This window comes from Streptococcus intestinihominis (genome assembly GCF_046824975.1).
Lineage (GTDB): Bacteria > Bacillota > Bacilli > Lactobacillales > Streptococcaceae > Streptococcus.
Genome location: NZ_JBKQBL010000001.1, coordinates 116,973 through 123,100, shown reverse-complemented (window position 1 = coordinate 123,100; position 6,128 = coordinate 116,973). Strand labels below are relative to the sequence as shown.

The following is a 6,128-nucleotide window of genomic DNA, read 5'->3' as shown; positions in this document are numbered from 1 at the left end:
ATTGTAGCCAAGAAAACTGCCAAAGATGGCGCTAACTCAAAAGTATATGCGAAATTCGGAGTAGAAATCTATGTAGCTGCCAAAAAAGGTGAGCCAGATCCAGAATTGAATACTGCTTTGAAATTCGTTATCGACCGTGCCAAACAAGCGCAAGTGCCAAAACACGTAATTGATAAAGCGATCGATAAGGCAAAAGGAAACACAGACGAAACCTTTACAGAAGGACGTTACGAAGGGTTCGGACCAAATGGTTCCATGTTGATCGTTGATACCTTGACATCAAATGTTAACCGTACAGCTGCCAATGTCCGTGCTGCCTTTGGTAAAAACGGTGGAAACATGGGAGCTTCTGGTTCTGTATCTTACCTCTTTGACAACAAGGGGGTTATCGTCTTTGTAGGTGATGATGCGGATGCCATCTTTGAGCTTTTGCTGGAAGCAGATGTCGATGTAGACGATGTAGAAGCAGAAGAAGGAACAATCACTGTTTACACTGCTCCAACTGACCTTCACAAGGCGATCGTTGCTTTGCGTGAATCTGGTATCGAAGAATTCCAAGTAACCGAATTGGAAATGATTCCTCAATCAGAAGTTGAGTTGTCAGGTGAAGATTTGGAAACCTTTGAAAAACTCTACAGCGTCCTTGAAGATGATGAGGACGTGCAAAAAATCTATACTAACGTAGATGGATTCTAATAGAAATAGACCTTTGAAGATAATTTCTTCAAAGGTTTTTTTCTTGAGGTTTGGCATTTTTAGGAAGGAAGGCAGAGGACACAACAATAACGATATAGTCCCTGGCTATAACTGAGAGAAAAAAATAGGAATTAGACGAATAGGGGAGGCAGTGATAGAATAGAACTATGCTAGAAAGGGGACGAAAAATGGTATCATTTTCCTATGAACATCTAGTGCCCATTCGGCATTACGTGCATCAGCATCCGGAGTTATCTGGACAAGAATACAAAACTACAGCTTATCTCAAAGCCTATTTGGAAAAGCTAGGTGTACGCATTTTAAACAGTGGATTAAAAACCGGTCTGATTGCTGAAATTGGAAACGGTAAACCAGTCATTGCCCTTCGCGCAGATATTGATGCCCTTCCAATTCAGGAAAACACGGGTCTCGACTACCAAAGTCAAAACCCAGGTGTCATGCATGCCTGTGGTCATGATTTCCATCAAGTGAGCCTATTAGGGGCAGCAGAAGTCTTAAAAGGTATGGAAGCAGACTTAAAGGGAACGGTTCGGTTGATTTTTCAGCCGGCTGAAGAGACTTCTGAAGGAGCATCTGCGGTATTAGCGACCGGGCTCCTAGAGAATGTACATGCCATCCTTGGATTTCACAACATGCCGTCATTACCTGCGGGTCAGTTGGCCTTGCGTCCAGGCGCCATGATGGCAGGGGTTGAAAAGTTTAAGGTGACTGTCACTGGGGTGAGCAGTCATGCAGCTCGACCGGATCTCGGTTTGGATACGGTTGTAGCGATCACTAGTATGGTCCAGCAGTTGCAGACCTTGGTCTCGCGTACGGTTTCACCATTTGAGACAGCTGTCCTATCGGTGACCCATATCGAAGCTGGTTCAACCTGGAATGTTCTTCCCAAGTCTGGTTACTTTGAAGGAACTATTCGAACCTTTAATCCAGATCTCCAGAGACGCCTTAAGGCGGATTTCATTCGTGTTATCGAACAGATCTCTAACAGCACGGGAGTCATGGTCCAATTTGATTGGGGCAAGACACCACCTGTTACCTATAATGATAAGGCTTTGGCTAAAAAAGTCTTTCGTTGGTCCAAGTCTTTTGCAGAAGTTGTTGAGGCCCAGCCATCGACAGCGGGTGAAGATTTTGCCTTCTATCAAGAGAAAATCCCAGGAGTCTTTGCTTTTATCGGATCGAATGGTGCAGCGGATGCACCGGATCTCCACCATGATAGCATGGTCATAGATGATGCTGCTTTTGCAGTATCAGTTCCATATTACGTAGAAAATGCCCTCGCTTTGCTGGAAAAATTTTCAACCAAATGAGACGTGATAAATAAAACCTATCACCGCCATAAAGAAAATATAATACCCAAGAGTTAGGAATTTTGATATGATGGAAAAAGCTGTTTTTTAAAGAGGAATAAACAATTTTAGTGAAAAAGGAGAACAAATGAAATTGAATAAATTCATCAAATATGTTGGTTTAAGCCTTGTGGGCTTAGCAGCAGTTGGGACGTTGGTAGCCTGCTCATCCAAGTCATCAAGTAAATCAAGTGGAAAACGGACCATTGAAATCGCAACAGTTGGAACAACCAAACCCTTCACCTATGATAAGGACGGGGAATTGACTGGTTATGAAATCGAAGTCATGCGTGAAATCTTCAAAGGATCAGATAAGTATGAAGTCAACTTTAATAAGACAGAGTGGTCTTCAATCTTTGCTGGCTTAGACGGCGATCGTTACCAAATTGGTGTCAGCAACCTTAGCTACGATAAAAAACGTGCGGAGAAATACTTGTACCCAAATCCTTACGCTAAGAACCCAGTGGTCTTAGTAGTCCGTAAAGATTCAGGTATCAAATCACTAGACGATATCGGTGGCAAGTCTACAGAGGTCATCCAAGGAACTTCTACAGCGAAACAGTTGGAAGCCTACAATAAAGAGCATAAGGATAATCCAACTGAGCTCAAATATACAGAGGGTACCATCCAATCTATTCTTGCTAATTTGAGCGATGGCCGTTCAGATTATAAGATTTTTGAACGTTTGACAGTTGAAGCCTTGATCAAGGACCAAGGGTTGGATAATTTGGAAGTGATTGAACTTCCAAGTGATCAACAACCATATGTATACCCAATCCTTGCCAAAGGTGAGAAAGAATTGGAAACCTTCGTCAACAAACGGATCAAAGAGTTGTACGAAGACGGGACACTTGAAAAGTTGTCTAAGAAGTACTTTGGTGGAACTTACCTTCCAGAAGCTTCTGATATTAAATAAGGTTATTTAAAAACATCATAAGGAGAAAGAATATGAAATTAACAAAACTTTTTGGTGTAGCAGCTCTTGCTACCGTTGCAACCTTTGCCTTAGCAGCATGTGGGTCTTCAAAATCATCTAAATCATCTGATAAAGATGGTGTGACAACTGTTAAAGTTGGGGTGATGAGCTTAAGCGATACAGAAGAAGCTCGTTGGAAAGAAGTGCAAAAGAACTTGGATGATGCAAAAGCTAACATCAAGTTGGAATTCACTGAGTTTACAGATTACTCACAACCAAACCAAGCTGTTCGTGATGGGGATGTGGATATCAACGCTTTCCAACATTACAACTACCTTGAAAACTGGAACAAAGAAAACAGTGCAGACCTAGTTTCTGTAGCAGATACTTACATTGCGCCAATCCGTCTTTACTCTGGTACTAAAGATGGGAAGAACAAATACACAGATGTGAAAGACATTCCTGAAAAAGGAACCATTGCAGTACCAAACGACCCAACAAACGAAAGCCGTGCTTTGTATGTATTGGAATCAGCTGGTTTGATCAAGTTGGATACAAAAGATGGGGAATTGGCTACCATCAGCAACATCAAAGACAATCCAAAGAACTTGACAATTTCTGAGTTGGACGCTTCTCAAACAGCTTCTTCACTTCCATCAGTTGATGCAGCAATCATCAATAACACCTTTGTTCGTGAAGCAGGTATTGATTACAAGAAAGCTCTCTTTGTAGAAAAAGCAAACAGCAACTCTAAACAATGGTACAACTTGATTGCAGCTAAGAAAGATTGGAAATCATCTGATAAAGCAAAAGCAATCGAAGCCATTATTAAAGCCTACCATACTGACAACGTGAAGAAAGTCATTGAAGAATCTTCAGACGGTATGGACCAACCAGTTTGGTAATTGAGAGGATGAATAGAGAGGTGGAGAAGGTTTTCTCTACCTCTTATCGTGTATAGTAGGAGGAAATGATGTCCAATCCAAGAGAGACAGAACAAATACGCAAATTTGAAAATGATGAGGTGGCTCAGCATTATTTTGAAGTCCTGAGGACCCTCATTTCCAAGCGCTCCATCTTTGCCCAGCAGATTGGCTTAAAGGAAGTAGCGACCTATTTGGGAGAAATTTTCACAGCTGCAGGAGCTAAGGTAACTGTGGATGACAGTTACACAGCGCCATTTGTCATTGCTAAATTTGTTTCACCCAATCCGGACGCGAAGACCATCATTTTCTACAACCATTACGATACTGTTCCAGCAGATGGCGACCAACCTTGGACAAGTGATCCCTTTACGCTGTCGGTCCATTACGGGACCATGTATGGTCGAGGGGTAGATGATGACAAGGGGCATATTACAGCACGGTTAACGGCTATTCGCAAATATATCCGTGAGAATGGCGACCTGCCAGTCAACATTACCTTTATTATCGAAGGAGCAGAAGAATCTGCTTCGACCGACCTGGATAAGTATCTAGCTAAACACAAAAAACACTTGCGTGGGGCAGATCTCTTAGTCTGGGAACAAGGGACTCGTAACCAACAAGGGGAACTGGAAATCTCCGGTGGCAACAAGGGGATTGTTACCTTTGACATGGTGGTCAAAAGTGCAGATGTGGATATCCATTCCAGCTATGGTGGAGTGGTGGAATCAGCATCTTGGTATCTGCTCAATGGTTTGTCCAGTCTTCGAGATAAAGACGGTCGTATCCTGGTGGATGGCCTCTATGACTTGATTGAGGAGCCTAACGAGCGGGAACTGGCCCTGATTGATCGGTATGCCAATAAAACGGCGGACGATGTGACAGAAATCTACAATCTCCAATTGCCTATCTTGAAAGAAGAACGAAGTGAGTTCTTAAAACGTTTTTATTTTGAGCCAGCTATGAACATTGAAGGCTTGGGAACAGGGTATCAGGGACAAGGAGTTAAGACGATTCTCCCTGCAGAAGCTCGAGCCAAGATGGAAGTTCGGTTGGTGCCAGGCTTGGAGCCTAAACAAGTCTTGGAGTTGATCCGTAAACAATTGGATCAAAATGGCTTTGAGAAGATTGAACTTGTTTTCACACTAGGGGAAATGAGCTATCGGAGTGATATGAGTGCACCGTCCATTCTCAACGTGATAGATTTGGCCAAACGCTTTTATCCAGAAGGGGTCTGTGTCCTTCCGACAACTGCAGGCACTGGGCCCATGCATACGGTCTTTGAGGCCTTGCAAGTTCCAATGGCTGCCTTTGGTATCGGAAATGCCAATAGTCGAGATCATGGTGGGGATGAGAATGTGAAAATTGCAGACTACTATACCCATATTGAATTAATTAAGGAGTTAATCACAAGTTATGAGTAAAGAAATTATCAAACTGGACCATATCGATGTTACCTTTCATCAGAAAAAACGTGAAATTGTAGCCGTGAAGGATGTAACCATTCATATCAATGAAGGGGATATTTACGGGATTGTTGGATATTCTGGTGCAGGGAAATCAACTCTTGTACGGGTCATCAATCTCTTGCAAGTACCGTCAGCAGGTACTATCACCGTAGATGGTGATGTCATCTATCAAGATCGGGTGACCTTAAATGCTGCGGCTTTACGCCAAAAACGCCGGGACATTGGTATGATTTTCCAACACTTCAATCTTATGGCCCAAATGACTGCAGCTGAAAATGTGGCTTTCGCCCTCAAACATTCAAATTTGTCTAAAGAGCAAAAGGCTGAAAAAGTGGCTAAGTTGTTGGAACTAGTAGGACTGTCAGATCGGGCGGACAACTATCCTGCTCAGTTGTCAGGTGGTCAAAAACAACGGGTGGCGATTGCGCGTGCGCTCGCCAACGATCCAAAGATTTTGATTTCTGACGAATCAACATCCGCCCTAGATCCAAAAACGACCAAACAAATCCTTGCTCTTCTGCAAGAGCTGAACCAGAAGTTGGGCTTGACAGTGGTCTTGATTACCCACGAAATGCAAATTGTCAAAGACATTGCCAATCGAGTGGCTGTCATGCAAAATGGTGAATTGATTGAAGAAGGTTCTGTTTTAGATATCTTCTCTAATCCTAAGAATGAATTGACGCAAGACTTCATCACAACAGCAACAGGAATCGATGAAGCTATGGTGAAAATCAACCAGCAACAAATTGTTAAG

At 42.8% G+C, this 6,128-nt stretch carries 6 protein-coding genes; all 6 read left to right on the top strand.

What is annotated here, in order from left to right; translation table 11 throughout:
- Positions 1-696, top strand: a 696-nt coding sequence (locus tag ACLOR3_RS00665) for a YebC/PmpR family DNA-binding transcriptional regulator (protein WP_412036887.1), incomplete at its 5' end; no start/stop codon positions are given.
- A 188-nt stretch (positions 697-884) separates the two neighbouring features.
- Complete coding sequence (locus ACLOR3_RS00660; protein ID WP_411399992.1) at positions 885-2,027, top strand: amidohydrolase; 1,143 nt, start codon at positions 885-887, stop codon at positions 2,025-2,027.
- 127 nt (positions 2,028-2,154) lie between these two features.
- Positions 2,155-2,982 (top strand): amino acid ABC transporter substrate-binding protein, encoded by an 828-nt coding sequence (locus ACLOR3_RS00655; protein ID WP_411399991.1) that lies wholly within the window; start codon positions 2,155-2,157, stop codon positions 2,980-2,982.
- 32 nt (positions 2,983-3,014) lie between these two features.
- On the top strand, positions 3,015-3,887 hold the full coding sequence (locus ACLOR3_RS00650) for a MetQ/NlpA family ABC transporter substrate-binding protein (RefSeq protein WP_135782720.1): 873 nt from the start codon (positions 3,015-3,017) through the stop codon (positions 3,885-3,887).
- 68 nt (positions 3,888-3,955) lie between these two features.
- Positions 3,956-5,329, top strand: coding sequence for a M20/M25/M40 family metallo-hydrolase (locus ACLOR3_RS00645; RefSeq protein WP_125334839.1), 1,374 nt, complete (start codon positions 3,956-3,958; stop codon positions 5,327-5,329).
- On the top strand, positions 5,322-6,128 hold an 807-nt coding region (locus tag ACLOR3_RS00640; RefSeq protein WP_412036886.1), incomplete at its 3' end, for a methionine ABC transporter ATP-binding protein. The genes ACLOR3_RS00645 and ACLOR3_RS00640, both read left to right, overlap by 8 nt.

Bases quoted from the DNA above. Each gene is read 5' to 3' on its own strand.
- ACLOR3_RS00660 (WP_411399992.1), top strand. From the start codon at position 885: ATGGTATCATTTTCCTATGAACATCTAGTGCCCATTCGGCATTACGTG.
- ACLOR3_RS00650 (WP_135782720.1), top strand. From the start codon at position 3,015: ATGAAATTAACAAAACTTTTTGGTGTAGCAGCTCTTGCTACCGTTGCA.
- ACLOR3_RS00645 (WP_125334839.1), top strand. From the start codon at position 3,956: ATGTCCAATCCAAGAGAGACAGAACAAATACGCAAATTTGAAAATGAT.
- ACLOR3_RS00655 (WP_411399991.1), top strand. From the start codon at position 2,155: ATGAAATTGAATAAATTCATCAAATATGTTGGTTTAAGCCTTGTGGGC.